The following is a 696-nucleotide window of genomic DNA, read 5'->3' on the forward strand; positions in this document are numbered from 1 at the left end:
CGAGTCGTGGCGGGAGCGCGGCGTGCGGGAGGCGCTCCAGGGGCCGCCGGTGTCCGAGGGCGTCGCGGCCGTCGCCCGCCCGTCGGCCGCCGGGTAGCCTCGTCGGGTGGGGATCCAGTGACCGGGAACGAGACGGGCGACGCCGAGCGCGCGCCCGAGCCGTCCGCACCGGTCGTGGATCCCGCCCGGTCGGTCCCGCTCGCGCCGGATCCCCGCTCCCGAGGCACCACCCCCGACCACGTCCGCCGCTCCAACCTCGCGACCGTGCTGCAGATCGTGCACGAGACCGGCCCCGCGTCCCGCTCCGAGCTGACGCGCGAGACGGGCCTCAACCGCTCCACCATCGCCGCGCTCGTGGGCGAGCTGCAGGAGCTCGGCCTCGTCGTGGAGTCGGAGCCGCCCGGCACCAACCGCGTCGGCCGGCCGAGCCCCATCGTCTCCGCCGACCCGCGCGTGGTCGTCTTCGCGGTCAACCCCGAGATCGACGCGGTCACGGTCGGCCTCGTCGGCCTCGACGGCGTGGTGCAGCAGCGGATCCGCCGCGACACCGACGGCGTGCCCACCGCCGCGCAGGCCGCCCGGCTCGCCGCCGCGATCATCTCCGGGATCCGCGCCGACCTCCTGCAGCTCGCCCACGAGCGCGGCGATGGTGGAGCGGTTGAGGCCCGTCTCGCGCGTCAGCTCGGAGCGGGACGC

The 696-nt window shown here is 77.0% G+C and carries 1 protein-coding gene; it reads left to right on the forward strand.

Annotated elements, in window-relative coordinates; translation table 11 throughout:
- Positions 1-117 precede the first annotated feature (117 nt).
- On the forward strand, positions 118-696 hold a 579-nt coding region (locus DZG00_RS16165; RefSeq protein WP_147360101.1), incomplete at its 3' end, for a MarR family transcriptional regulator.

This window comes from Clavibacter lycopersici (assembly GCF_003576405.1).
In the GTDB taxonomy this organism is placed as follows: domain Bacteria; phylum Actinomycetota; class Actinomycetes; order Actinomycetales; family Microbacteriaceae; genus Clavibacter; species Clavibacter lycopersici.